The sequence below is a fragment of the Paenibacillus sp. YAE3 genome (assembly GCF_057546105.1).
This window is the reverse complement of sequence record NZ_BAAIYF010000010.1, coordinates 103,559-130,441: the sequence shown is the minus strand read 5'-3', so window position 1 is coordinate 130,441 and position 26,883 is coordinate 103,559. Positions and strand designations below refer to the sequence as shown.

The 26,883-nt window shown below is 56.3% G+C and carries 21 protein-coding genes and 1 riboswitch; of the genes, 4 read left to right on the top strand and 17 right to left on the bottom strand.

The annotated features are described in order from the left end of the window. Positions 1 to 56: 56 nt before the first annotated feature. From AC27KL_RS19830 to AC27KL_RS19785, 10 genes are all read right to left on the bottom strand, one after another. Positions 57 to 1,484 carry an alpha-L-fucosidase gene (locus tag AC27KL_RS19830; RefSeq protein ID WP_487170755.1) on the bottom strand — a complete coding sequence of 476 codons (1,428 nt, stop codon included), beginning with the start codon at positions 1,482 to 1,484 and terminating at the stop codon, positions 57 to 59. Between the two features lie 381 nt (positions 1,485 to 1,865). Continuing rightward, a complete protein-coding gene (locus AC27KL_RS19825) occupies positions 1,866 to 2,819 on the bottom strand; it encodes an aminopeptidase (protein ID WP_487170813.1) in 954 nt (317 codons plus the stop codon). Positions 2,820 to 2,905: 86 nt separating this feature from the next. After that, on the bottom strand, positions 2,906 to 3,577 hold the full coding sequence (locus AC27KL_RS19820) for an AroM family protein (RefSeq protein WP_487170754.1): 672 nt from the start codon (positions 3,575 to 3,577) through the stop codon (positions 2,906 to 2,908). A gap of 117 nt (positions 3,578 to 3,694) precedes the next feature. Then, complete coding sequence (locus tag AC27KL_RS19815) at positions 3,695 to 4,639, bottom strand: DUF1177 domain-containing protein (protein ID WP_487170753.1); 945 nt, start codon at positions 4,637 to 4,639, stop codon at positions 3,695 to 3,697. A 51-nt stretch (positions 4,640 to 4,690) separates the two neighbouring features. Beyond that, positions 4,691 to 5,749 carry an S-methyl thiohydantoin desulfurase family protein gene (locus tag AC27KL_RS19810; protein WP_487170752.1) on the bottom strand — a complete coding sequence of 353 codons (1,059 nt, stop codon included), beginning with the start codon at positions 5,747 to 5,749 and terminating at the stop codon, positions 4,691 to 4,693. A 9-nt stretch (positions 5,750 to 5,758) separates the two neighbouring features. After that, positions 5,759 to 7,369: an OPT/YSL family transporter gene (locus tag AC27KL_RS19805; protein ID WP_487170751.1), complete on the bottom strand. Its 1,611-nt coding sequence runs from the start codon at positions 7,367 to 7,369 to the stop codon at positions 5,759 to 5,761. Between the two features lie 238 nt (positions 7,370 to 7,607). Then, positions 7,608 to 8,255: an aspartate/glutamate racemase family protein gene (locus AC27KL_RS19800; protein WP_487170750.1), complete on the bottom strand. Its 648-nt coding sequence runs from the start codon at positions 8,253 to 8,255 to the stop codon at positions 7,608 to 7,610. Between the two features lie 299 nt (positions 8,256 to 8,554). Beyond that, positions 8,555 to 10,099, bottom strand: a complete 1,545-nt coding sequence (locus AC27KL_RS19795; protein WP_487170749.1) for a PucR family transcriptional regulator — start codon at positions 10,097 to 10,099, stop codon at positions 8,555 to 8,557. 299 nt (positions 10,100 to 10,398) lie between these two features. Continuing rightward, the gene (locus tag AC27KL_RS19790; protein WP_487170748.1) at positions 10,399 to 10,701 is read right to left on the bottom strand and encodes a CD3324 family protein; all 303 of its coding nucleotides are present in this window, start codon (positions 10,699 to 10,701) and stop codon (positions 10,399 to 10,401) included. A gap of 337 nt (positions 10,702 to 11,038) precedes the next feature. After that, positions 11,039 to 13,204, bottom strand: a complete 2,166-nt coding sequence (locus tag AC27KL_RS19785; protein WP_487170747.1) for a HelD family protein — start codon at positions 13,202 to 13,204, stop codon at positions 11,039 to 11,041. Between the two features lie 298 nt (positions 13,205 to 13,502). Then, positions 13,503 to 13,619: riboswitch (TPP riboswitch) on the top strand. Between the two features lie 143 nt (positions 13,620 to 13,762). Between AC27KL_RS19785 and AC27KL_RS19780 the strand changes: the two genes are divergently transcribed. Genes AC27KL_RS19780 through AC27KL_RS19765 form a run of 4 tightly spaced genes read left to right on the top strand, consistent with a single transcriptional unit; the run spans position 13,763 to position 17,620 of the window. Then, entirely contained in the window at positions 13,763 to 14,419 is a 657-nt protein-coding gene (locus AC27KL_RS19780) for a YkoF family thiamine/hydroxymethylpyrimidine-binding protein (RefSeq protein WP_487170746.1), read from the top strand. Continuing rightward, positions 14,416 to 15,009, top strand: coding sequence for an ECF transporter S component (locus AC27KL_RS19775; protein WP_487170745.1), 594 nt, complete (start codon positions 14,416 to 14,418; stop codon positions 15,007 to 15,009). The genes AC27KL_RS19780 and AC27KL_RS19775 overlap by 4 nt, the downstream gene beginning before the upstream one ends. After that, complete coding sequence (locus tag AC27KL_RS19770; protein WP_487170744.1) at positions 15,009 to 16,787, top strand: ABC transporter ATP-binding protein; 1,779 nt, start codon at positions 15,009 to 15,011, stop codon at positions 16,785 to 16,787. The genes AC27KL_RS19775 and AC27KL_RS19770 overlap by 1 nt, the downstream gene beginning before the upstream one ends. Next, entirely contained in the window at positions 16,781 to 17,620 is an 840-nt protein-coding gene (locus AC27KL_RS19765) for an energy-coupling factor transporter transmembrane component T family protein (RefSeq protein ID WP_487170743.1), read from the top strand. Before AC27KL_RS19770 ends, AC27KL_RS19765 begins: the two co-directional genes overlap by 7 nt. 142 nt (positions 17,621 to 17,762) lie before the next feature. Here the strand turns inward: AC27KL_RS19765 and AC27KL_RS19760 are convergent, their stop codons facing one another. From AC27KL_RS19760 to aspS, 7 genes are all read right to left on the bottom strand, one after another. Continuing rightward, a complete protein-coding gene (locus AC27KL_RS19760; protein ID WP_487170742.1) occupies positions 17,763 to 19,298 on the bottom strand; it encodes an ABC-F family ATP-binding cassette domain-containing protein in 1,536 nt (511 codons plus the stop codon). A 484-nt stretch (positions 19,299 to 19,782) separates the two neighbouring features. Next, the gene (gene rpoD, locus AC27KL_RS19755; RefSeq protein WP_246537120.1) at positions 19,783 to 20,613 is read right to left on the bottom strand and encodes an RNA polymerase sigma factor RpoD; all 831 of its coding nucleotides are present in this window, start codon (positions 20,611 to 20,613) and stop codon (positions 19,783 to 19,785) included. 363 nt (positions 20,614 to 20,976) lie between these two features. Next, complete coding sequence (locus tag AC27KL_RS19750) at positions 20,977 to 21,774, bottom strand: endonuclease/exonuclease/phosphatase family protein (protein WP_487170741.1); 798 nt, start codon at positions 21,772 to 21,774, stop codon at positions 20,977 to 20,979. A gap of 17 nt (positions 21,775 to 21,791) precedes the next feature. Continuing rightward, on the bottom strand, positions 21,792 to 22,754 hold the full coding sequence (locus AC27KL_RS19745; RefSeq protein WP_339323919.1) for a 3'-5' exoribonuclease YhaM family protein: 963 nt from the start codon (positions 22,752 to 22,754) through the stop codon (positions 21,792 to 21,794). Positions 22,755 to 22,849: 95 nt separating this feature from the next. Next, positions 22,850 to 24,148 carry an NCS2 family permease gene (locus tag AC27KL_RS19740; RefSeq protein ID WP_487170740.1) on the bottom strand — a complete coding sequence of 433 codons (1,299 nt, stop codon included), beginning with the start codon at positions 24,146 to 24,148 and terminating at the stop codon, positions 22,850 to 22,852. 152 nt (positions 24,149 to 24,300) lie between these two features. Further along, positions 24,301 to 25,056 carry a tRNA threonylcarbamoyladenosine dehydratase gene (locus AC27KL_RS19735; RefSeq protein WP_036711218.1) on the bottom strand — a complete coding sequence of 252 codons (756 nt, stop codon included), beginning with the start codon at positions 25,054 to 25,056 and terminating at the stop codon, positions 24,301 to 24,303. A 23-nt stretch (positions 25,057 to 25,079) separates the two neighbouring features. Further along, positions 25,080 to 26,864, bottom strand: a complete 1,785-nt coding sequence (aspS, locus tag AC27KL_RS19730; RefSeq protein ID WP_339323917.1) for an aspartate--tRNA ligase — start codon at positions 26,862 to 26,864, stop codon at positions 25,080 to 25,082. Between the last annotated feature and the right edge of the window lie 19 nt (positions 26,865 to 26,883).

The window sequence follows — 26,883 nt, the reverse complement described above, 5'->3', positions numbered from 1 at the left end:
TGTCTTTGCTCCCTTTCAAGCTCTCCCTCTATCATAACATACCGGGCAGGTACAGATCATGCGTTCCGGTCGCCGTGATACACTTCGAATGCGGAAAGGTTAGGCCACCATCTCGATTCCTGTATCGACAGGCGGATAAAGCGACTCGTCACGGCCGGGAAAGGGCAGATCCGCTTGTAGCCGATGACCGTGCCGTTATACGCCGTTTTCCACTCGCCGTCCTCCATATATTCCAGCGCAAACCGCTCCACCCGCTGACTGTAACGGTATTCCTGCAATACAACATGGTCGAAGGTTTGCTCCGTGCCGAGATCCACCGTAAGAACGGCCTGCTCCGTACCCTCTTGCGGAGCCCAGAACGTATCCCGGTTGCCGTCCACCGCGTATAAGGCTTCATGCCCTGCCATCGCTTCGCTCGCTTGGACCGGGGCGCCGGCGGCCAGGTTCGTTCCGAACGTTCCCCGGATCCAATCCCCCAGCTCTTTCAAGCGCTGCACGTCGTTTTCATGGAACAAACCGCGCGTATCCGGCGGAATATTGAGCAGAAACGTCGCATTGCCCCCGACCGATCCGTAATACACCTTGACCAGTTCCTCAAGCGGCTTCACCTGATCGTCCTGGGACGCATGGTAGAACCAGCCCGGACGGATCGAAGTGTTCACTTCCGCCGGATACCAGATCAGCTCTTTTTCCTTCAAAATGACGTCCCGGCTTCCCAGGTCCTCGTCCTCCGAGCTGTATCTCTTGGCAAATTCGCCGTCATCCTCCTGCTGGGAATTTTCCTGGATTTTTTCGTTATCCCGCAGCGATGCGGGAACGACGCTCCATTCCGATTCCCGACAGTGTCCCGCCTCGTTGCCGCACCAGCGGATGTCGGGGCCGCAGACGGAAATGGCCGCCCCCGGCTGCAGCTCCCGAATGAGCGCGTAATAGGCGTCCCAGTCGTACACCTGGCGTTTGCCGTTCGGGCCTTCGCCGCAGGCGCCGTCGAACCAAACGCAGAAAATGTCGCCGTATCCGGTCAACAGCTCCCGCAGCTGGTTTTTGAAATATTCGTTGTATGCCGGCGAATCGCCGTAGGTCGGCTCATGCCGGTCCCACGGGGACAAATAGATGCCGAAACGGATGCCTCCCCGGCGGCAGGCGTCCGACACTTCCTTGACGACGTCGCCGCCGCCGTTTTTCCACGGACTGCTTTTGACGGAATGCTCCGTATATTGGCTCGGCCACAAACAAAAACCGTCATGATGTTTGCAGGTCAAAATCAAACCCTTCATGCCGGCCGATTTGCACGCTTCCACCCATTGGTCCGCATCCAGCGCGGTCGGGTTGAAGATCGACGGATCTTCCTTCCCGCTTCCCCATTCCTGGTCCGTAAACGCATTCACCGAAAAATGAACAAAAGCATAAAATTCCATCTCCTGAACGGACAACTGCCTTTCCGTCGGCTGCACCTGTGCGGCGTGTTGAATCCTATCGTTCATCGCTAGCCCTCCAAATTTTCCTTATGCCGGGATCGTTCCCGTCTTTCATTGCGCAAAATCCACTCTATACATTCTTCTTCAAACGCAGGATACCTGCAAGAAAATTGCAAATATACTGCTATAAAATTTCACGTTATTTGTTCGGCGCTGTCCCGATCTTGCCGATGTCTTGTTGCCGGCCGCAAAATAGTGTTTACATTTTATGCTTTATCTTATATCTCCGGATTTCTCTTCGTCCATGAGTTCTTTTCATGCGCAAAAAAAGAAACACCCGCAGAGCAGGCGGTCGCTGCCGGCGCTCTGCGGGTCGTTCCAGTCCGCACACATGCTTTATTCCTCATTCGCCTCGTTTGGCCCTGCTTGTGGCGCCGCCTGCAGAAATCAGCTCTCCACCAGCTCGCCGTTTTTCATGATCAACCGGTCGTCCAAATAAACGTCCGGTTGGCCGACGACGCAATCGATATGGACGCCGGCCGCAACGACGCCGCCAAACGTATTGTTGCTGCCGAAAGCGACGTGGATCGTGCCGTATACCTTCTCGTCCTCCAGCACGACGCCCGTGATTCTCGCCTTGTTGTTGGTGCCGATGCCGAACTCCCCGAGCAGCCTTCCGTCGCCATCCCCGAGCATTTGCAGCAGCTTTTCGCCCTCCGCGCCGCCGTCGGCCGCTACGAGGCGGCCCTTCTCCACGGTCAAAACGACCGGACCCGCAACTTTGCCGACGCCGGCGATCGAGCCGTCGACGACGATTTTCCCTGCGGCGGAGCCCTCCACGGGCGCGATATACGCTTCGCCCGAAGGCAGGTTTCCCGATTGGCCCGGCTCCACGTACATGCCCGTGCTCGGCACCCCGTCGCGGCCGTCGATGGAAAACTCCAGCGCGTGTCCGTCCTTTTCGATGCGTACCTTGCGCGCTTTCGTGAGCATATCGGTCACTTTTTCCGTCAGTGCCTTCACTTCGGTATAGTCTGCCGCGATGGCTCCTTCCAGGAACATGTCCTCGGTAATGCCCGGCATCGTCGCAAGGCGGGCGCCGGCCGCTGCCGCTTGCTTCCTTGCTTGCGTATGCGTCAGCGAATGCTTCGTGATGCAGACGACGACCTGCGACGAAGCCATGGCGGCCGCGATCGGCGCCGGCGGTTCTTCGCCCGATTTGCTTCGCTCCTTGATCACCGTCAGCATGCTTTCGGCTCCGATGCGTTTTCCTGCTTCGTATAGCGATTCCGCGAGTTCCTTTCTCGAATCGTCGGAGACGATCAGAAACGTCTCCCCCGCTTTTAATCCGAGGCAATCTTTCAGCATGTTGATGCTGGTTTCAACGATTTTTTCCTGCATTTTGTCTGACTTCCTTTCAACCATTTTTTCGCCGTGTTCCGGTTTTTCGCCCATAGAGGGTCCCCGTCGGTCCTATCATTTCCGAATCAAATCATTTCCGAAACGATTTTCGCCATGATCGCATTGGACAGGATGACGGGCAGTCCGGAAGCTTCGGCCATCAGTCTCCTAGCCTCCTCCGTATACCCCATGCAGTCCAGCAAAAGGATATCCGCCTTGCCCTTGAGTCCGGCCGCCGCCGCTTGAAAATCTCCCGGATCGAAAAGATATGGCGAGGCGACCCCGTATACCGGGTACAGTCCATAAGGTTCGTATTTCGAGTTCATGGTTTCCTTCTGCTCTTCCAGAGGGACGATCACGCCCAGCCTCCGGTTCCCGACCATCGCCTTGACGGCCGGCGGAATCATATGATCCGGCTCGATCAAATAAGCCGTTCGGGTCGCAAGCCCCGGGAAAACGCCCGTGCAAAGCAGCAAAATATTGGCGACTCCTTGATTCTCCATGTCATAAATCTTCTGCTGCAATATGGGCTGGATTTTGCTGCGCCCCATGATGACCGACTCCCCGGTCGTCAGCCGGGAAGTGAGCGTGTAATCCCGGTCTTCCGGACATAAATTGGCGGCAATATACTCTTTCGACAAGCCGTCCAAAACGCCTGCCTGAATCATCTCCACCCGTTCCGGCAAATGCTCCCGCAAAATCGGGGCCACGTCTTTGCGCGGAGCCTGTCCGATCGTAATGACCCCAAGTTTCGTCATGCGATGATCCTCCTCCCCATGTTTGCCAAAAGCGCGTGTTGCGCCAAACGTAAATATCCCAAACGTTTTTTCCTGAGAAAAAAGGGAAAGAACTAAAAGCCCCTTCCCTGTCTCTTCTTATTTTCCTTCCGCGCTGCCTGCCGTTTGAAGCACCTTCATCGAGCCGTAAAGCTTCACGATCCGGTCGTATTCGGCCGCATCGTAAAACGAGCAGGTTCCATTCGTGAATTCCTTGGCAACCTCAACCGAAAAACGAACCGCGGCAGCGATGTCGATTTCGTGGCTGGCGCCCGTGCCGCAGCCCGGAACGACGCTTTGCGCCGTGACCGCGACGCCGACGACCGGAGCGCTCGTCGCAACGGCCGGCTGCAAAATCGAATTGATGTGGTACAGATCGTTTCCGTATGGCGTAATGTCCTGCATCGTAATCGGGAACGTCACCGGCAGCAGTCCTGTCGTCATCTCCATAATCCGCAGTAAATCATCGCTGACCCGCAGGATGTAGCCCTCTTTTACGGTCGGGGAAATCGCGAAACCTTTATGATTGATGACGCGGTTGCCTTTGGTCGTATCGATCGAAAGCACCGCTTCCATCTCCGGCAATACTTCATGCGCGTTCATCGCGCCGATGTCGACCGGCGAATCCATGAAATCGACCGGTTCATGCGGACGGGTCGGCGCATCCGGGCAAATATGGGTCGTCACGATAATGTCGCCTTTCAAACGGTCGCCTTTCACCTGCATGTCCGCGAGCTTCAGCGCCGCGGCAACGGCGGCCACTGCGCCGTCGGCATCGGATACGAGCCCGATGCGGCTTGGACGGGCACCGATTCCGCCCAGGCGGCCTACGATGCCGAAGGTCGGAGCGCTTCCGCCTTTCGTTTTGCCCTCGGTGCCGGGAATGACGATTTTAATGAAATCCGTGCTCCCTTTTTCTCCCGTTACTTTTTGCACCTCGATCGAAACTTCGGGGTAGCCGGCGAACAGCTCCTTTACTTTCTCTCCGGTTACATGGGCGTCGTCCATCGCTTCAAGCGCGGCCATCGTTTGTTTTAATGTCATCGAATCCGACCTCCAGTTAGATGTAAGTAGTATTTAGCAAGTCTTAGCGAATCAGAACAAGTAATCCAAAATCGGTTTTTTAATGATATCCTCGACAGGCTGCATCAGCGATTTGTTGCGCATCGTGCTGCTGAGCAGCAATTTGGCTTTCGGCACCGCGATGACGGCGAGCTGCTGCCCTTTCTCCAGGGCGGCCGTGACGACCGGTCTAGCCGTTTTGGCGTCCAGCGTCATGATCAGGTCCGGGAACGTCGCGTAACGCTCCCCGTCTTTTTCCAGCGTCATATATTCGTTCCAGAAGGTCATTTCGAAGCCGTCGATGGTCACTTTGCCCACGTCGAATCCGCCTGTCGTTTCCATTTCGAAGGCAGTCACCTCGCCGGCGGCGACGACCTTTCCGCCAAGCTTGTCCACGACGGCGGCAATGGCCGCCTCGCCTTTCGCCCCAAGCAGCGCTTCGCCGACCTCGATCGCCTGCGTGATGGCGCCCGGGGCGCCGTTTTGCTTCGCGTAGGCAGCCGTTACCGGATTTCTGGCCACCGCGACGAGCCCGCCGGCTTCAACCGAAGCTTTGCGGACCATCGAAGCGGCCTTGCCCAGCGATCCGGAAACGCTGAACTCCAGGTAATTGTCGCCCTTGCCGCCGATGGCCGTTTGATAGGACACGTAATCCTCGACTTCCGTCAAATTCAGTGCGCCCATCGTGCCGGTTGGATGCGCTCTGCCGTTGCAGGCGAAGTCGACGAGCGGAATGCCCGTCATGACCGATTGCAGCCAGCCGTTCACCGTCGTTCCGGCCCCGTTTTCGTTCGTATGGATCGCCGAAATCGGTTTGCCCAGCCCGCGTGCGAGCATTTCCAGCGATCTGGCGTAATAGATCGGTTTCAAATATTTATCTTTCGCTCCGGGCGCGCCGACGAGCGAAACAGTCACGAACGTATCGTCGTCCGCAAATTCGTCGATCGTGCGCAGCTCGGGTTCGCCAAGCTCCAAGGCCAAACGGCCGATCTGAAGGCCCTCTTCGATCCAGCCGCCTCCGCCGCCGCCCAGGACGGCGCCGCCGAACACGGCGCTTTCCACCATTTTTTCGTCCAGTTTGATTCTAGCCATGGAATGCACCTACTTTCTCATTTTGAACATGGAGTTAAAGAAGCTGTAAATCGCGTCTCCCGCGATAAACCCTGCCGCCAAAATGCTCATCGGCGTTTCGGCTTCCTTGCCCTTTACTTTCAGCACGACGATCCGGATCAAAAGACCCGCCAGAACCGCCCAGCAAGCGTTTGGCGTAGAGATCAGCAAACCGGTCGCGAACATGACGCCGATCTGGCGTTTCGCTCCGCCAAGCCATTGCAAAATGGCGCCCGGGATGGCCCACAGCAGCAGCTTCATCGCAACGTCCGGGGAAGCCCCCGCTTGGATCGTCGACACGTATACCGTATCGATCGGCGGAACGAGATTTTGGCCGAAATACGAACGGTAGGTCAAAGCGACAACGATGACCGCTACGCCGAACGCGATCATGCCTGTCATGTACTGCTGTTTTCTGCCGCGCAGCTCAAACTCTTTGTCCTCCCCGTTCCCGCGGAGGATATAACCCGTTTTGAGGTCGTAGCCCATGTCCGCAAAAGCCGGGCCCGTAGCGGCGCTAAATCCTGCGAGCAGCGCCAGCGCCACGGTAGGAAAACCGATCAGCATGCCGAACAGGAGCGTGATGAAAGCGACGGCAAAGGCTGGAAACCAGCCGGAATGCATGGCTGCGATGCCGACGATAATTTCGTGCACGAACGCGGCAAAGGCCGCAAAGACAAGGAATCCGATCAGCATGCCGATAGACATTTTCGTAATGAGACCGCCAATGAGGGCGATGATAAGGGCGATGACGAGGTAAGCGACAAAACCAAGCCCGAGGGCGCGTCTGGCTTCGCCTTCCGTACGCGTGTATTTCTCGGCGTCGGCGGCTTGGTCTTCCTTTTTCGGACGTTTCAAAATGAGGATGGCCGCCTGCACCAGCGCGACGATCCCTGCGCCGATCATGACGCCGTGCGCGATATACAGCTTGTCGACGTCGATGCTGAACAGCGGGTTCGAATACTGGCGGATCAAAAGGCCGATCCCGAACATGCCGAGCGCCCAGATGTTGCCGATAAACGCCACGCCGAACGCGGACATCGAAACGTGGAAATAAGATCCGATCAGGCCGATGACGGTCCCGACCCCGAGCAGCCCCGCGCGTTTGCCGCCTTTATCGCCGGCAATGATCGATTCGGCGGTCGCCACGCCCGGCGCCCAGGTTCCGGAAGCGGGGAACAGCTTCGAGTCGAACAGCTTGTACAGCAGCGCCGCATCGACGAACATCGCCAGCGCCGCGCCAATCAGCATCGGGATGATCAGTTTCGTCTCGCCCATCACGAACGGGATCCCGATCGGTATGAACAGGCTGTTGGCCGCGCCGAACGTCGCGGAGGAGATGGACGTCTGCACCATGTTTTGGCGATGGATCGATTTATACTTTTTGAATACCGCTACCGGAATTCTTGCGATCAGCATCGCAACCAGCGCGCCGATGATTGCCGTGTTCGGCGTCACGCCGAGCGTGGTCACGATCTGAATGCCGACGATCGCGCCAAGAACGCCGGTAATTACATTGAGGAACAAGCCAAAAGGTTCGAATATGCTGGGATGTTTCTCTTTTTTCTCCGTCTGTCCGATTTCATTCTTGATTTCGCTCATCCATATGCCTCCAATTTGTCTAGGTTGATCACTCGTTTGCAAGCCATCGTCATCAGGTTCGTAACGCTTCGGGCGTCAAGACCTGCTGCCGATGGCCGAATCGAGGGGATTTCAAAGAAAAATAACGAGTGCCCTCCTCCCCCTTAAAAGCGGGAAACATAGATATTGCCGACTTTCAACATTGAAGGCCGATAAAATTCATATCGTTTGTCATCCCCGGAATACGGGGCCCCCCTTTTTAAAAAGCGACGGCTTGTCTATAATAATTCGCGGCCATCAAACCTTCCGATTCAACCGTGTCGATCACCGGTACCTTCAATTCTTTGCGGAGCGTTTCGGCAAATCCGATCGTGGCGAGGCCCGTGCAAGCGAATACAATCGCTCCGGCGCCTTGGGATACGAGGGATTTCGCCGCTTCCAGCGCCATGCTGCGGCCCTGTTCCGTCATCAGATCCGTCGTGTTCGTCACGCCTTCGGGACGCCGGTAACCTACGACGAGATCGCCTAAAATATCGCGCATCACCGGAGGTACGCCTTCGGTGATTCCCATCACCCCTACGGGCAAACCGAGCGAACGGGCGACATGCGCCGCGGCGCTTCCTCCGCCGATGACCGGAACCGTGACGCGGCTTCGAAGCTCGTTAACGGCAGGGTCTGCGGCGCAGCTGATAATGATGGCCCGGCAGCCTTCCTGCTCCATCCGGACGCCCAGCTCCACGATTTTCGGTATCGCGATCCTCTCGGTTTCGTCGTCATAGATACCTAGCGGCTGGTCGGGAATGCTTCTGCTTAAAACAGGGATATGAAACTGCTCTTGAATCCGTTTTCCATGCGCTTGAACCACTTCATTATCATTTGCGGTAAATACGCGAATTAATCCGATCAAGCCGGTCACCCTCTCGTCCCTTTTGATTGATGTCAGGATCGATTCCATCCTCCAGGATTTTGCGAACAAATCCCCTTAAAAATTTTTATTAAATAAGATTTTAATTGTTTTACCCGCGGTGCAACAATGTACCCGGCCAACAAAACTAAAAACGCCCCTTTGTGCTCAGAGCACAAAGAAGGCGTTTTATTCATGGGATCACGCAACGATTTTCGTCATGGAAAGATGACGGCGCCCATCATAGACAATCCTTGGCATTACAGGAACCCGCTGAGAGCTGACATCGGGTGGCATCTCTGTTATGCATGGTTAACCAAATAATACGCTGAGCACAAATAAAGCTCAAACCGGCTTTGGGCGCTGTTCAAGTCGAGACCCGTCATCGTTTTGATCCGGTCGATCCGGTAATTGACCGAATTGCGGTGAATATACATCCGGTTCGACGTCTCATTCAAACTGCCGCCCGTCGCCAAGTAATGATACAGCGTGCTGACGTAATTGGTCCCGTTCTCCCGGTCGTGCTCCGCCAGCTTGCCGATTCTTTCGTCGACGAACCTGCTCAGCCAAGTTTCATCGGTGGAATCCAGCAGCATTTGCAGCATCTCCACTTCCGAGTATAAAAACAGCTGCCGTCTCCGGTTCAAGCGGAAGCCGATCGATACGGCCGTCCTTGCCTCATGGTAGCTGCGATTCGTTTCAAACAGCCGAACCTGGCGGCCGATGCCGATTCGGACCGAATCCCACTGCTGCAGCCAGGATTGCATTTTCTCGTTCCACGGAATCTGCCTGCCTTTGCCGTTGTCTTGGCGGCTCTCCGCGCCGGAGGATGGAAAGGAAGGCAAAAACAATACGATTTTCCCCCCGTGAATCTGCAGCTGGGGGCGGACTTTCCGGACCGCGGATTCTTCGGCCAACAACGATTGAATCGTTTCGGCGATGGGAGAATCCTCGTTATAAAACGGCTCGTCCGCTTCGATAACGGCAACCTCCCATAACCAACTGGGGGACAATCCAAGCTGCAGCCCTTTCGAAGCGGTGATCCTTTCGTCGGCCGGCGGATTCAATAACAGCTCTTCAAAAAACGTCCCCCGCAGCCTGCTTTCGGTGTCGAAGGCGATCTTTTCCCGCATCAGCTCCAGCGAAAACACCAGGCGCGCCTGCTCGATCAGCATCAGGTCCAGCTCGTCCAGCTTCCGCTTCTCCACCACGAATTTTCCGAGCATTTTATTATCGACGTTCACTTCCCACTGCCGATGGCTGTCGGAAGGGACATACGGGCTGCCTTCCGGGGAGGAGGCAAGCACGCCGCCGGTTTTATCGACGATCCATATCCGCGATTCGATCAGCTGGGAGACGCTGTCGGCAACGACCTGAATGCCCTTGTTGTTAAGCACGAGTCCCGTCAGCGCCTTGTTGACCTCCTCGGCACGTTTGAGCAGCACGGCCTGCCTGTTCAAAATTTGCTCCATGACGTTATACGTAATATCGATGTAAGCCATTCGCACCGGGAGCTGAATGATCGGGACATGGTATAAATTGCTTTTATCGATCATTTCCTGCGGGATTCGGGGAATGAACCGTTCGGGTTTGATGGCAATGCCCGCCCCGTTGACTTTGGCGAGCTGCTCGATCATATCGGTGAGGAGCGATAGGTTGTCGCGCGCGGGATACCCGGCGGTGAGCACCATTTCGCCTTCCCGGAGCCAGCTCCCGATATCGGGAACCTCCCAAATATCGATATACTGCACGATCCGGTCCAGTCCCTTTTCCCCGCTGATCAGCTTTGCGTTTTGCATGACGGGAAGTTCAAGCATTTCTCTTACGGTCAAGCCTTTTAAACTCATTTCCTCACCTCTCACGGTTCACGGTTATGATGGGATGAAGCTGACGCGCCGCTCCATGACCGCGTGATGTCGTTCCTGCCTTCATTGTACCTTACCTTCCTGCCTTCTTGCCATGAAACGAATCCCGTATCCAGAAGAAGGAAAGAAGCTTTTGCGCCCAAAGGCAGGAGCTTTGGGAAACGAACGCAAACGAAAAAGGGAATCCCTAAGTTTCTCGTAAGAACCGATCGGGATGCCCTTTCGCAAACGAGGATGTTTCAAATCCCCGCTCCATATGATTTTGATGAGCCCGGCGGCAATCAACGGCGTACCGGCACTGTTTCCGCGCCATGCTCCGCACGCTTTTTGAAGATGACCTTCCGGATGCTTTCGACGGACAGATGGAAAGTTTTCGTCAAATATTCGAGCGAGTGTCCGCTGCAATGGAGATTGTAAATCTCCTCGTTTCTGCGCTCGATCATCTGTCTGGTGCCGCTGTTGACTCCCCAGCCGACACGTTCGCTGCTTCTTTTGGGAATGTAGATCAGCTCGCCCTCAATGTGCTTCTGCAGCTCTTTCAGCAAACTAGGGGGAAGCACATCCCTCCCGTTTCGGTAATTCACGATAAACGTCCTCCTTCATCAGATGTTGGTTCCGATTTGCGAATTTTGCGTTGAACATTTTATCGCTCCCTCCTTTCTGTTATGTAGGATATATTTAAAAAAGGTAATTAGGGAGGCCTGCTTCCGGCCCCCCTGAACTTTGCGATTTCCGCTTAGGCGGAAACCACCTCGTTATTTGTGATCAAAATTGCATCAGCTCCTTTCTTTAGGAAGTTGTCGGCCGTCCGACACCTTTATTAACTCATATTTGGAGCTTCTCTTCAAGCGAAAGAATAAGTATATACGTTTTTTACCAGGATTTTTTTACCTGCGGATGCCAGGCGCACGGATCTTGGCCCTACCAGCCCGTCACCGCGATCTCTTCATCCATGTTTTGCAAATAATCCGGCAGCGGGCCGCCGTGCATCAGCCACAGCTCGTGCAGCGCGCGCGTGCACCCGACGTACAGCAGCTTCGCATCCCAAGCCGAAGCGCCGTAATGCTCCCCGTCCGCATCCGCCACGATGACCGCGTCAAATTCGAGGCCTTTCGAGAGGTATACGGGCAGGACGGATAAGCCGCCCTCGTACGCCTGGTCGCCGCCGTCGATCAAGTGAAGATCAGGCAAGTCCGGCTGCAGCCGTTCGTGCAGCGCCCTTGCGTCCTTCAGCGTCCGCGTCAACACGGCCACCGTTCGGTAATCGCCCGACGAAAGCTTAAGCAGCCCTTCGCGCAGGCCCTTTAAGCGCTCGTCTTCGCCGCTTCCATAGGCGATCATGCGCACCGGGTTCCCGCTCCGAAAAACGGGCACCGCAAGCAGTTCGCTGCTTACCCCTTGCTCGAGGATGCGGTTGGCGAATTCGATGATTTCCATCGTGGAGCGGTAGCTCCGCGTAAGCGCAAAATACGCCGTGTCTTCCGGCTTGAACCAGGCCCTCATTTCCTCCCAGCCATGAACTCCCCGGTAGGCATGGATGCCTTGGGACAAATCCCCGAGAATGGTAAAGGAGTGGCCTTTCACGAACAAATCGAGGACCGCGACCTGAAATGGCGAAAAATCCTGCGCCTCGTCGATGACGATATGGTCGAACCGCTGTTCTCCCGTGATATCGTTGAGCAAATAATGGATGTACAACAGGGCAGGCAGGTCTTCCTCGCGCAGGATATCCTTTTTCAAATCCTTTTGCGTCGATTTCAACACGGCGTCCGGAATGCCCGCCAGCCGTTCTTCCGGCCAGCCGGCCTGCAGCTTCAGCGCTTTGAACATTTGCTTGTACAGCACGAGCGGCTCGAACTTCGGCCACTTGGCGGCATATGATTTTTCGCGCTGGGACGCTTTTTTCTTCCGTTCCTTCATCGCGGCGGCCGAAGGCGACTTTTTCAGCTCCATCTCGACCCACCGGTGGATTCTCGCCATCACCCGTTCTTTCCGCTTGGCGAGCGGATACGGCTTATATTCGTCGTTGAACCAGTGGAGAATCGTATCGCGCGCAAGCACGGCGCCCTCCCAAGGCATAAAGTCCGCTTGGGGCACCGAAGCGTCTTCCATCGCCTCGATGCAGGCGCGGATCATCTCCATGAACCGGATCGAGCCCTTGAAGCGTCCGGGAACCTCGTCCGTCACCTCCGGCATTCCCCCGTCCGATTCGAACCAGTAGGAAAGCGTCTCGGACGGATCGGCAAGCGGAATCTCGATGCCGAGCTGCTTCATGGCCCAATCCGCGAACGTGCTCTGCTGGATGTCCCCGACGCCGAGTTCGGGCAGCACGTCGGAAATGTAATCGAGGAACATATGGTTCGGGGCAAAAATGATCATCTTCTCTGCCGTGACCTGCTCCTTGTACTGATACAGCAAATAGGCGAGGCGGTGCAGCGCCACGGTCGTTTTTCCGCTTCCCGCCACCCCTTGGATGATCAGCGCCGTATTTTTTGCCGCGCGGATGATTTTGTCCTGCTCCGCCTGGATGGTGGAAACGATGTCGCGCAGCTTGTTGTCCTTGTTTTCGCCCAGCCGGTATACCAGAAATTCGTCGGATACGGCCGGCTGGTCGCCGTTCCGGTCATACGTGTCGGACACCCGCTCCAAAATCTGCTTCCGGATGACGAGGTTCCGCTTTAAATACACCAGCCCTTCAATCGTTCCTCCGGGCGCTTCGTACGAAGCCGGTTCATCCCCGCCCGTGAAGGAATAAAACACGCTGGCGATCGGGGCCCGCCAATCGATGACCATCGGCTGCTCGCCGACCTCCTCGTGATCGACGCCGATTTTGCCGATGTAAAGCGGTTTGGGCGCCGCATCCTTTTTTTCCTGAAAATCAAGCCGTCCAAAATAAGGGGCCGCCAGGCTCTTGGCCAAGGACTGCCTTTTTTCCTCGCGCCCGGCCTCGAGCACCTGCTCGGTAAAATCATGCCCGGTATACACCGGGATCGCGCGCAGCCGCTCCAGCTGCTTGTCGATTTCCGCTATCGTTGCATTCAGCCTTCGCTCTTCCTCTTGATAGGCACTTTGAAAAGTTTGCTCCAATTTCAGTTACCTCCTAAAAGTTTTTCCGCCAGCCCAAAATGGCCGCGGGAGCCGTTCGTGCGCCGTTCGCTGCAACCCTACGATATGTACGGGGCGAACGCCGCGAACCACCCTGCCCTGGTAAGCTGATGCTTAGTCGTGAGCCATAAGCCCGCTTAGAAAGGATATTCAGTATATCACAATGAAGGCGCATTCTCCAGCGCGGCCCGTTTTGAAAACGGCGCTTTCAAAAGACTCGGGTCTTTACAATCTTTTTCGAAGCTGTATAATGGGAACCAGCAAAAAACTGCATACGGATAGATAGCACTAGGGGTGCCTTTCTGGCTGAGAGACAAGTAGCGAATGCATGCGCGAACGTTAACCCTTTACACCCGATCTAGGTCATACTAGCGTGGGGAAGTGCGGTGAAACGACTGCTTCGAGGCCCTTCGATCCGAACGACGGAACCGGCCTTCGAGCCGTCCGCGAGCTGCACTCTTTCGGGTGCGGTTTTTTTGCGTGCCGGCCGGCTTGAAGTTGAAAATCGATCAGCGTTCGATGAAGGAGGAAACGAAGGTTATGACTGAAAATTTGCATAACGGCATAGAAGCGTGCGGGGGATCCGCCGGCGCTTGCGGGACCAGCCGCATCGCGGGCTGCCGTTTTTCGATTTATCCGATGAGCGGCCGTTTTGCCGAAATCATCGAAGAGGCTTTGAAACGGACGAATACGTCCAAAGTATGGATGTTTACGGACGATGTCAGCACCTGCGTCCGCGGGCGGATGTCCCATGTGTTCGACGTCGTGCAGTCGATGTTCGCCCATGCGGCGGAAAGCGGGGAGCATGTCGTGTTCAGCGGCACGTTTTCGATCGGCTGCCCGGGCGACTCCAGCGGCGACGCGTACATGTCGGAGGATGACGTCCGTTTGAACGCTGCCCCCTCGGGGGTCGACACGTCGGCGCAGTTCGCCCTTTATCCGATGAACGCGCCGGGATATATGGGCATGATCGCGGAGGCGGTCCGGACGGCTCAAACGCTGGGCACCTTCTCCGGAAGCGTTCATTATGCAAGCCGCCTCGACGGGACTGCCGGCGACGTGTTCCGGACGCTGGAGCAGGCGTTTGCCAACGCTGCGGAGGAAACGTCCCATTTGGTGATGACCGCAACCCTGTCGTGCAACAGCCCTTCCCCGAAGCCTGCGCGAAAACAAGCCGGGGAGGCGCAGATCCGATGAAAAACTGGAAATTGCGCGACATTATCGTGCTGAGTTCGCTGTCGGTCGTTTTTGCCGTCGTATACGTTCTTTTCCTGCAGGTCGGCAACGTCCTGGTCGGCTTGATGGGGCCGATGGGATACGAGGTCATTTTCGGGATCTGGTTTATCGTATCGATCATCTCGGCATATATATTGCAGCGTCCGGGAGCCGCGCTTTTGTCGGAAACGGTGGCCGGAACCGTCGAGCTTCTGATCGGCAATACGACAGGGCCGGTGCTTATTTTGTCGGCCTTTATCCAAGGGCTCGGGGCCGAAGCCGTCTTTGCGGCGCTGCGTTACCGGAACTATTCCGCCCCGGCCTTGATGGCCGCAGGCGCCGGTTCGGCCGTCTTCAGCTTTGCCTGGGGTTTCATCCACTCGGGGTTTGCCGCGTTGTCCCCGGGCCTGCTGCTGGCCATGTTCATCACCCGCATCCTCAGCTCCGTGCTGCTCGCCGGCCTGCTCGGCAAATGGATCGCCGACGCGCTGGCCAAAACCGGCGTGCTCCGCAGCTTCCCGATCGCCAAAACTTCGCGCGGTCAGCTGAGTTCCAAGGCGGAGGTGTCCTAATGGCCGCTGTAGACCGCCGACCGGTGCTGGAAGCCGACCGGATTTCCCTGAAGCTCGACGACCATCTTGGGGATGACGTGCTGTCTTCGGTTTCGATGTCGTTATACAAGGGGGAAATCACGCTGCTTTTGGGTCCCGGCGGCTGCGGAAAAAGCTCGCTCGCCCTCTGCTTGAACGGGATATACCCGCATGCGGTGGAAAGCGTCGTTACCGGCAGCGTGAAGCTGTTCGGAGAAACGCCGGACCTTCGCCATCCCGGAAAAACGGCCCAAACCGTCGGCATCGTCTTTCAAGACCCGGACAGCCAGTTTTGCATGCTGACGGTCGAGCAGGAGCTCGCCTTTTGCCTGGAAAACATCGGCTGCCCCCGGGAGGAGATCGGCGGGCGGATCGAAGATGCACTGAAGCTCGTTCAGCTGAGCGAGTGCCGGGAGAAAGAAATCCATACGCTCTCCGGAGGGCAAAAACAGCGCGTCGCCATCGCCGCGGCGCTCGTCCTTAGGCCCAAGGTGCTCATCCTGGACGAACCGACGTCGAATCTCGATCCGGCTTCGGCGCAGCAGCTCGCGGACCGGATCCATGCCCTCCGCCGGCTGCTGCCGATGACGATCCTGCTGATCGAGCACAACCTCGATCCATGGATGGAATACGTCGACCGACTTGTCGTTATGGACAAGCAAGGAACGGTTCGATATGAGGGGAAACCGGATGCGTTTTTTACGAACCAAGCACACGAAGCGGCGCAAGACGGCATTTGGCTCCCTCGGGCCGCCACGCTTCACCGCGCGTTGATCCGGGATGCCGGCGTGACCGGCGGCCAAGCGGATGCCGGGGATATCCCGGGCCCGCTGCCGCTTTCCGCCCGGGAGCTTATCAAGGAATGGACGGGGTATCCGGCCCAAATTCAAAAACAAGCGGCCCGTTTGCTTCGGGCGCGGCTACAAAAAAACGCGGAACCTGCGCGCCGCGGCGCGGCCGTCTCCGAACGCGCATCCGGCCCCGGCGTTGCCGAACGCATCCTGCTTCGCGCAGACCGGTTGTCCTTCTTCCGGGGAAAACGGGCGGTGATCGAGGAGATCTCCCTGTCGGTCCGCGCGGGAGAGCTTCTGGCGGTTACCGGCAGGAACGGTGCGGGAAAATCGACGCTGTTCGCCGTGCTGTCCGGGCTTCTGGAGCCTTCGTCCGGCAGCGTCACGCTGGACGGCAAACCGCTGCCGGACTGGAAGGAAGCCGAGCTCCGGAGCCGGATCGGATTTATTTTCCAGCATCCGGAACATCAATTCGTCGCCGATACGGTGTATGACGAGTTGGCTTATTCCTTTCGATTGCAGAACCGCAGCGACACGGACATCGGCGAGCGGGTAAACGGCCTTTTGCAACGATTCCGTCTGGAGGGCCGCGAGTCCTTCAGCCCCTTCTCGTTGAGCCAAGGACAGAAGCGGCGCCTGAGCGTGGCCGCCATGCTGTCGGACGAACAGCAAATTTTGCTGTGCGACGAACCGACCTACGGGCAGGACGCCCATGGGGCCAAGGAGCTGATGTCAGGCCTGCGGGCCCGCGCGGACCAGGGGTTGGCCGTCGTCGTCATCACGCATGACATGGAATTCGTGCAGGAATACGCCGACCGCGTAATCGTTATGAACAGCGGTTCGATTCATTTCGAGGGGCCTCCGATCTCGCTCTGGTCCAAGCCCGCGCGATTTCTGGAAGATCAAGGCCTTATCCCCCCGATAGCCGCGCGGTTGCTGCAAGCCATGGAGATGGGAGATCCATGCTGAACGTCCAGAGCGAAAAATCCGTCCCGGTCCCCCGGCCGCGGCTGCTTCGGCTTGAGGAGCTGAATCCGGTCATCAAAGGCGTGACCGTCGTATTGTGCGTGCTCCCGCTGTCGCTGGTATTCGATCCGGTGACGACTTCGGCGGCGTTGGTCATGACGCTGCTTGTCACATGGATATTCGGGGACGTCTCCTGGAGAAGATGGCTGCTTCTGTTTTCGCCGTTCCTTGTCCTGGCATGCGGTTATTTCTGGACCGCCGCTTTGTTCCCGCGCGAGCAGCCGGAACCGGGCTCCGCGGTCCTATGGTCCATCGGACCGGTGCGGGTGACGGTGGCCGCATTTCAGGTGGCCCTGTCGCTCGGATTGCGCACGCTGCTGTTTTCCGCGCTGTCGCTTCTGTTTATGCTGACGACCGACCCGGTCAAGCTGATGCTCAGCCTGATGCAGCAGTGCAAGCTGCCGCCCAAGCTCGCTTACGGCATTTTGGCGGGTTTTCGTTTTTTGCCCTTGTTCCGCGAGGAATTATCCATCATGCAACGAGCGCACCGGGTAAGGGGGGCCGGACGCATCCGCCGCACGCCCCGGTCGCTGCTGGAGGCGCTCAAGCGCTATGGCATTCCGCTGCTCGCCGGAGCGATCCGCAAATCGGAACGGGCCGCGGTGGCGATGGTATCGAGAGGGTTTACCGGAACGGGCCGGCGCGATTTTTATGACCGGATTCGGGTCACCTGGAGAGATTGGGCATTTATGGCCCTCATGCTGGCGATCGTCGCGTTCAGCTGCGGTTTTTCCTATGCCCTGGGGACGCTGCGGTGGTATAACGGGGAACTTTGAGAGGCATTCAAAAAAAGGAAGCCGTCCAACCGGACAGCTTCCTTATCATGTTTGTTTTGCCGTATGGGCTACGTTCAAATTCGTTGCAACGCTTTCGACAGCCTTGCTCCCTTTCCGTTTCCGCTGCTAGGCCGGCGGCGCCTTATCTCCACTCCGCCACCTTCCACACATCGGTCACCCAGTCTTGGTAAAAGGCCGGCTCGTGGGAGACGAGCAAAACGGTGCCCTTGTAATCCATCAATCCTTTTTTGAGCGCTTCCTTCGCCCGGACGTCCAAGTGGTTCGTCGGCTCATCCAGCACCAGCAGATGGCTCGGCGTCAGCATCAGTTCCGCCAGGCGCACCTTGGCCTGCTCGCCGCCGCTCAGCGTCCGGATCGGCTTGCGGATATGCTCCGCCGTCAGACCGGCCATGGCCAGCACCTTCCGGATATCCTTTTGCGTCAGATCCGGCCGCAGCGCCCAAACCTTTTCCATCGGCGTTTCAACGGGCGCCGCATCCTCTTGGCGGTAATAGGCGGCTTTCACCTGTTCGGATGCAAGCAATTTGCCGCCAAGCGGCCTGAGCTGGCCCAGAAGAGTGTTGACCAGCGTGGATTTGCCCGCACCGTTTTCCCCGACGATCGCTATTTTATCGCCTTTGCGCACCTTCAGCGACACCGGTTTGAACAGCGGGCTGTGATACCCGACCTCCAGCGCCTTCGTCTCTACGATGGTCGTGCCCGCCGTCGCGGCCGGGGTGGAAAACTCGAAACGGGGCGCGGGCCCTTCCACCGGCTTTTCGACCCGGACGATTCGGCTCAGCATTTTTTCCCGGCTTTTGGCCTGCTTCGCTTTACGGATCCGGTTTTTGTCGATAAAAGCCTCCAGCCTTTCGATTTCCTTGCTTTGCTTCTCGTAAGCGATTTGCTGCTGCACCTGCCCGAGCGCCAGCTCCTTTTGGAACTGCCTATAATTGCCCGTATACCGTTTCATATTTTGATGGGCCAGATGAAAGATGACCGTCGTGATTTCATTCAGGAAATGCTCGTCATGGGACACGACGATGTAGGCGTGTTTATAGCGCTTCAGGTAACCCGTCAGCCATTCGATATGGACCTGGTCCAGATAGTTGGTCGGTTCGTCCAACAGAAGCACCTGGGGTTCTTCCAGCAGCAGCTTCGCCAGCAGCAGCTTTGTTTTTTGCCCGCCGCTCAGCAGGCTGACATCCCTTTCGAGCCCAAGCTCCGTAATGCCGAGCCCTGATGCGATGTCTTCGATTTTGGAGGAGATCTGGTAAAACTCGTGATGCTCAAGGGCCGCCTGAAGTTCTCCGTATTTGCGCAGCAACGCATCAAGCTCCTCGCCCGGATCCGCCAGCCGCTCGGCGATCTCGCCCATTTCCTTTTCCATGGCGAACAAGCCCGAAAACGCCCGCTCCAAATACTGCCGTATCGTCGTTCCTTCCTGCAGCTCGATATGCTGCTCCAAAAAACCGACCTGCACCTGCGGCGCCCATTCGATTTTGCCCGCATCCGGCAGCAGGCCGCCGGTCAGCAAGCGGAACAAGGTCGATTTCCCCGCGCCGTTGGCGCCGACCAAGCCGGCATGCTCTCCGGGCAGCAAGCGGAAATGAACGTCCCTGAACGTGATCTGATCGCCATACATATGCGTTAAACCTTCGACATTTAAAATACTCATCGTGATCTCTCCTTCTGGTTTTCGTTGGATTCAAGCGAAAGCCATCCGGAGAAACAGCCATATGAAAATCGCAAACCGCGCCTGCCTTGAAGTTAGGCGGAAATATTCGAATTATAGAAACGGCTCTTTTCCCTGACCATGAACCCGATGCCGGGATAAAAAAACGGGTAAGGCGAATACACCTTACCCGTCGTTCTATATCAGAGTAAGAAAGGATTCGGAATCATATCAACTGTTCTCGAGATGGCTTGTTAAAAAAGGGCAGACTTCTCCCGTCTTAAGCCAAATCTCTTACAAGAACAGTTGATCTTTCCATACCTTTCCACCTCATATCGTCAAATTAAAAAAGTTCCCCGCGTCCGTTTTGATCGACCAACGATTCGTCGAAAAAACTGCCGCTTCGTACCAAATTATAATGAATCGCCACTCCGGATGTCAACCGTGTCGGCAAAGCCTATTCCCCTAGGCTGACCGGACCGCCCGATTATTCGATATAGTCCTTCAGCCGTTTGCTTCGGCTGGGATGTCTCAGCTTGCGCAAGGCTTTGGCTTCGATTTGGCGAATCCGCTCGCGGGTAACGCCGAACACCTGGCCGACTTCCTCCAGGGTCCGCGTCCGTCCGTCTTCAAGCCCGAATCTGAGACGGAGCACGTTTTCCTCGCGTTCCGTGAGCGTATCCAGAACGTCGCCGAGCTGTTCCTTCAAAAACTTATGGGCGGCGGAGTCGACGGGAGCCATCGCATCATGGTCTTCGATAAAATCGCCGAGCTTCGAATCGTTTTCGTCCCCGATCGGCGTTTCAAGCGATACCGGTTCCTGGGAGATCTTCATGATTTCCCGTACCTTTTCAACGCTGAGCTCCATGGCGCGCGCAATTTCCTCTTCTTCGGGTTCGCGTCCCAATTCCTGCACCAGCTGTCTTGAAATGCGGGTAAATTTATTGATCGTTTCGATCATGTGAACCGGTATGCGGATCGTTCTGCCTTGATCGGCAATAGCCCGCGTAATCGCTTGACGGATCCACCAAGTCGCGTAGGTGCTGAATTTGAAACCTTTCGTATAATCGAATTTATCCACGGCCTTGATCAGGCCCATATTGCCTTCCTGAATCAGATCCAACAGCTGCATGCCGCGTCCCGCGTACCGTCTCGCAATGCTGACGACCAGCCGGAGATTGGCCTCGACCATCAGCTTTTTGGCTTCTTCGTCGCCGGCTGCGACGCGTTTGGCCAAACTCACTTCATCCTCGGCGCTAAGCAAACCGACCCGGCCGATCCCCTTCAAGTACATACGCACCGAATCGTCGTTTTTCATTCCAGTCGGCAGAAGCTCCGCTTCGGCAAAATGGACGGCCTGCCCCTGATCGTTCGTATCGGCACGATTTGTCTCTAATTCATGTTCCTCGTTCGCCATACGTACGTCCTCCCCCTTTAAAGATCATTTCGACATATCCTGTATCTTCTTCGCTGCGGCCCTCAAATGAATATTGACGCAAATGAGAAAATATGCTATAATGTTAATGACTATATGGTATCATTTTAAGGGTACATTATATAGTATCATATACGTATGTCACATGCAACATGTTTCATTAAATTATGCAAATCATCATTCTTTTTTTCATAGAACCGAAACGGACTCTTTCCGCAAGAGACCTGTTTCGGTTTTTTTGCTGCGTCATGCCTTTACCGGATCCCACGCCAATACAGCGAGAACGGGAAGATGATCCGACGCCGTATCCTCTTCGATCGCCTGAGCTCCAACCAGCCTCCACCCGCTGTTTTCATCGAACAGGATATAGTCGATTTTGCCGTCTTCGGCATGGGTAGGCCCGATGTGAGCCGTAGCGTCCGCCATGTTTTCCGCAAAAACGCGCATCGTCGCGGAATCCGGCAGCGCGTTCATGTCCCCAGCCAGAATCAACGGCGTTTTGTCCTTGAGCTCATTTTGGATCGCGTTTGCTTGCGCCAACCGGATCTGTTCGGCCAGCTCGGCGTTTTCCTGCCATTCCAAATGCGTATCCGCAAACACGAATGACGGAAGGCCGTGTTCCGGAGCCAGCTGAACGGCCAGCAGCACGCGCTGCTCTCCTCCCGGTTCGTTCGGCAGCATCAGCGTATGCGACGAGGCAATCGGAAGTTTGGAGAGAATGGCTATTCCGTATTCGCCTCCGTCAAAAGCGATCGCCTTCGCGAACCGGTGATCCATGCCCGTCAGTCTTCCCAGTTCCGCGGCCTGGTCCACGCTGCCGCTTCTGGACAAATGGCGGTCCACCTCCTGCAGCGCCACAAGATCGGGACGGATGCCGCGAATCACGGCGGCAATCCGCCCCAGGTCCAAAGCGCCGTCCATTCCTTCGCCATGATGAATGTTGTACGTCATGACCCGGAGCACCGACTTTCCCCCGCCGTCGGGGTCTGGGATGAACGCCTTTTCGGCGCGCTCTTCGGAAGCTGAATAGCCTGCTTTTTGCATCGGAAGTTCCCCCTCCATCATTCGTTTCCTTTGGCCCGGTAAAACGATTTGTTCTCAAGCGCCCTTACCGGCGCGGACCAATCATCCGTGGACGGCATCATCGAGATCGCATCCTCCGCCGCCTGCAGCTTGGCATCCATCTGGTCGATCAAGTGCAGCGCAAGCGCCTCGGGAATTTGCGGCAGAACGGAGCTGCCCCACTCCGGCAAATTATGATGCGACAAAATCATATGCTGCAGCAACACGATTTTTTCCGAATTCACGTCCGCCCCGATCGTCATCGCGGCTTCCGTCACCCAACTGGCGGCAAGCGGAATATGTCCGAGCAGTTTGCCGGTGAAGCTGTATTCGCTGACGATGCCCAGCTCCGCCGTCAATTCCTCCGTTTTGGCGATATCATGCAGGATGATGCCCGCCACAAGCAAATCGCGGTTGAGGAAAGGGCGCTGCTTGCAAATAAACTCGGCTAACTCCAGCATGCGTACGATATGATAGGCCAGACCGGCGTAAAAAGCATGGTGCATGCCTTTGGCGGCCGGATAATGCATTAATTTATCCCCGATTTTGTTCAGGCAGTGGTCGATGATCATCTGGATTTCGGTGTCCTGAATCGTATACGCCGCCGTTTTGATCGTATAAACCAGATCATTGGGCGGAACCGGCGCGGACCGTACGAAATCGGTGATATTGTGGCCGTCTTCATCCGTTGCGGGCCGGATTTTGTTCACCTTGAACTGCAGCCGCTCGCGGTACAGCTGCACGACGCCGCGCACTTTCACGAGCATGGGTGCAAAAAAGGTTTCCTTGTCCGCCGCGGATGCATCCCAAAATTTAGCCGGAATTTCCCCGCTGGCGTCCGCAAGGACAAGATCCAAATAATCTTTGGGCGGCGTGGAATTCGTCTGTTTGACCATCGCCGTTTTTAATAAATAAAACCCCGTAACTTCCTGTCCTTCGGTAAATGATTGTATAAGCGTCATATGGCATCTCCTCCCCCGAATCTCGTTTGCTTGAAAAAGCAAGGAACCGCCTGCTGCAAGCAAGCGGCCCCGTTGCCTCTACCTTTGCTTCAGTATTACAGCAGGGCATGCACCACAAAGTTGACGACGAACAAAGCGGCGATGATATAAAGCACCGGAGAAACGTCCCTGCTTTTTCCCCGGGCGATTTTGACGAGCGGGTACGCGATGAATCCGAAAGCCATGCCATCCACAATACTGTATGTGAAAGGGATCATCACCATGATCAAAAAGGCCGGAAACGCTTCGGTCATATCGCTGAAATCCATTTCCTTCACGTTCTGCACGATCAGTCCGCCAATCACGATCAGGACCGGAGCGATCGCGCTGTCCGGAATGTAGGCGAGCAGCGGAATAAAAAAGAACGTCGCTCCAAATAACGCGCCCGATACGAGCGCCGTAAGGCCTGTCCGTCCGCCGGCCGCGATTCCCGCGCTTGTCTCCGCCGAAGCGACCATCGGGCTGCTGCCGAAAACGCCGGCAACGATATTCGTCAGCGCCAACGCCCGCAGGCTTCCCCTGAAATTGCCGGGACGGCCGATCATCCGGGTTTGGGCCGCGATCAGGCCGATGTTTTCGAACACGACGATCAAAAGCAGCAAAAACACCGCGATCCAAAACACGAGGCTGCCGATTCCCGACCAGGAAAGCTGCCCGAATAACGTCCCGTACGATTCGAACAGGCGGCCAGGCTCCGTCTGCTGCACGGGTTTGACCGCTCCAAGCAGATAAGCCAGCCCGGTGCCTGCCAGGATCGCGATCAAAAGGCCGCCTTGGACGTTGCGGATAAACAGGATCAACGCCAGAAGCAGCGTAATGCAGGATACGATGACCGAAGGATCGCTGAAATGGCCGATCGTAACAAACGTCGTTTGATGCGCGATGACGATTTGGCTTTTCTGGAGACCGATAAAGGTCAGGAACAAGCCGATCCCGACGGTGATGCCATGCTGCAAATGATGCGGTATCGCCTCGCTGATGATCCGGTAAAGGGACGTAAACGCCACAATCGTGAACAAAACGCCCGTCACCGTCACCACCATCAAAGCCTCCTGCCAGCTTAAACGCATCGAGTGGACCAGCGTATAGGTAAAAAAAGCATTGATCCCCATGCCCGGCACGACGATGATCGGCGATTTCCCGCCGAACGCCATCAGCAAGCAGCCGACGATCGATGCCAAAATGGTTCCGATCATCGCCGCCTTCAGCGGCATGCCTGCATCATGCAGGATGTTCGCGTTCACCATCACGATGTACACAACCGAAAAATACGCTACGGCTCCGGCGATGAGTTCCTTTTTCCAGCTGTCTCCCGGCCTGAGGCCGAGACGATTCCGCCAAAAACCTTGTCTCAAAAAAATCCCCCTTTTTTCTCTCTCTATGTCGAACCCCCCGGCAAATGACCCCTCATTGCCGGGCATGAAACAAAAAGGCGTGATTGTCGGTTTTTCTCGACTTTTCACGCCTTTTGATTGTACCACATTCTGGCTGAAGGAAGGGATTTTCTTTACACCCGGATCCCGGCCTTTTTCAGCAGATCCTTGACGGCCTCGCCGACCATGATAAGTCCGGCTACCGGCGGGACAAACGCGTTGCTGGCCGGCGGCTGCTTCGCTTTGCGTATTTCCGGAGCATTTTCGGGCACGATTTTTTCCGTCACGTCCACCCGCGGCTTCATCGGCTCTTCGGTCGAAAAGACGACCTTCACGCCTTTTTTGATGCCTTCCTTGCGCAGCTTGGTGCGGATGACGCGGGCGATCGGGTCGACCGTCGTCTTGGAAATATCCGCGACCTGAAAGCGGCTCGGGTCCATTTTGTTGGCCGCGCCCATGCTGGAGATGATCGGAATTTTTCGCTTGAGGCATTCCTTGATGAGATGGATTTTGTACGAAACGGTATCGGACGCGTCCAGCACGTAATCCAGGTCGTATTTGAAAAGCTCCTCGCAGGTTTCCTCGGTATAAAACATATTCAAGGCGATCGCTTCGCATTCGGGGTTGATCAGCTTGATCCGTTCCACCATCAAATCGGCTTTTTTCTGGCCGATCGTCGTCGTGAGCGCATGGATTTGCCGGTTAATGTTGGTAATGTCCACGACGTCCTTGTCGATCAGGATCAGCTTGCCGACGCCCGTGCGGGCGAGGGCCTCCACCGCAATGGAGCCTACGCCGCCGATTCCGAGGACAGCCACCGTGCTGTTTTTCATCGCTTCCAGACCTTCCGGTCCTATGGCCAGTTCCGTCCGGGAAAATTGGTTGAGCATAGAGTATGGAGGCCTCCCTTTATTTAAGCATTCACTTTTTTCTCTGCAGGTTTTTTCGCCACTTTGATATGAAGCTGTTCAAGCTGCGACGCATCGACCGGCGATGGCGCGTCCATCAGCAGATCCGTGGCGCTTGCCGTTTTAGGGAACGCGATCGTTTCGCGCAGGTTGCTGCGGCCGGCCAAAAGCATGACGAGGCGGTCCAGGCCGAAGGCGATTCCGCCGTGCGGCGGCGTGCCGTATTCGAACGCTTCGAGCAGATGGCCGAATTTGTCTTGGGCTTCCTCCGGCGACAATCCCAGCGCCGCAAACATTTTTTCCTGCATGTCGCGCTTGTAGATCCGCATGGAACCGCCGCCGACTTCATAACCGTTCAGCACGATATCGTACGCCTGGGCCAGAATTTGACCCGGGTTCGTTTCAAACAGATGCTGGTCTTCATCGCGCGGACGGGTGAACGGATGGTGGAGAGCCACGTAGCGTTTCTCTTCTTCATCCCACTCCAGCAGCGGGAAGTCGACTACCCAGGCGAATTTGAACTCGTTTTCGTTGATCAGACCGAGTTGTTTGCCGATTTTCAGGCGGAGTGCGCCAAGCACGTCGGCAACGACCTTTTTATTGTCGGCGGAGAAGAGCAGCAGGTCGCCTTCCTCGGCTCCGGTGCGCTCTCTCAGCGCTTCGATCTCTTCAGGGGTAAAGAATTTGACGATCGGCCCTTTGAATTCGCCTTCCTTGACTTGAATCCATGCCAATCCTTTGGCGCCGTAACGGGCCGCGAACGGTCCCAGATCGTCGATTTCCTTCCGGCTCCACGTGCCGCAGCCTTTGGCGTTCAGCACTTTGACCTCTCCGCCTTTTTCGATGACCGAAGCAAATACCTTGACGCCGCTCGACGCAACCAGGTCGCTGACTTGAATCAGTTCCAGCCCGAAACGAAGGTCCGGTTTGTCGGAGCCGTATTTGTCCATCGCTTCAGCGTAGGTCAGGCGTTGGAAAGGCAAAGGAATGTCGACGTTAATCGTTTCCTTGAACAGGCGGGCCATCAGTTTTTCCATCATGCCCAGCAGCTCGTCCCGGCTCATGAAGGACGTTTCGATGTCGACCTGCGTGAATTCCGGCTGACGGTCCGCGCGCAAGTCTTCGTCCCGGAAGCAGCGGGCGATTTGGAAATAACGCTCGATGCCGCCTACCATCAGAAGCTGTTTATACTGCTGAGGGGATTGCGGCAAAGCGAAAAATTCGCCTTCATGCACCCGGCTTGGCACGAGATAATCGCGTGCGCCTTCCGGGGAGCTTTTGGTCAGGATCGGCGTTTCCACTTCGATAAACCCTTCGCCGTCCAGGAAGTCGCGGAAAATCTTCGAAGCTTTCGAGCGGAGCAGCAGCGTTTTCTGCATTTCCGGGCGGCGCAGGTCCAGGTAACGGTATTTCAGGCGAAGCGACTCGTCGACTTCCACGCCGTCTTCGATGAAAAACGGAGGCGTCTTGGCGCCGTTCAGTACTTCGATCTCGGTGATTTGAACTTCGATTTCGCCTGTGGCAAGGTTCGGGTTGATCGTTTCCGGATCGCGTTTGACGACTTTACCGGTAACCGCCAGCACGTATTCGCTGCGCACCTTGTCGGCAATCGCCAGCGCTTCCCCGGAATACGCGGGGTTGAATACGATTTGCACGACGCCGCTGCGGTCGCGCAGGTCGATGAACAATACGCCCCCGAGGTCGCGGCGGGTTTGCACCCAGCCGTTCAGTGTTACGGTTTCTCCGATGTGGCCTGTCGTCAGGCTTCCGCATTGATGGGTCCTAAGCATGATTCTCAAACTCCTTTTA